Origin of the sequence: Pseudomonas sp. PKS (assembly GCF_051913525.1) — a bacterium.
Taxonomy (GTDB): Bacteria; Pseudomonadota; Gammaproteobacteria; order Pseudomonadales; family Pseudomonadaceae; genus Aquipseudomonas; species Aquipseudomonas guariconensis_D.
In genome coordinates this window covers 1-219 of sequence record NZ_JBEGDO010000081.1, presented here as the reverse complement: position 1 = coordinate 219, position 219 = coordinate 1, and the positions used below count along the sequence as shown (strand labels likewise).

Genomic DNA, 219 nt, shown 5'->3' with positions numbered 1-219 from the left:
CTTTTCTAATGTACTTAGTACCTTGATCTTTGGTTTCTGAATTCTTAGAAGTATGAGCTTCAATAGTTAAGTAACCATCCTCTAAGCTTACCTTTACATCCTCTTTTTTAAATCCAGGAAGTTCTACAGATAATGAGTAACCATTTTGTGTTTCCTTAATATCTGTTCTCATTAAGTTAGAAGTAGTCACTGGATTAAGCACATTGAAGTCTTCAAAGA

The 219-nt window shown here is 32.4% G+C and carries 1 protein-coding gene; it reads right to left on the bottom strand.

Features of this window, described 5'->3' with window-relative positions; all coding sequences use genetic code 11:
• Positions 1-219 (bottom strand): Hsp20 family protein (locus ABOA88_RS24165; RefSeq protein ID WP_440128014.1); only part of this gene is annotated, 219 nt, incomplete at both ends.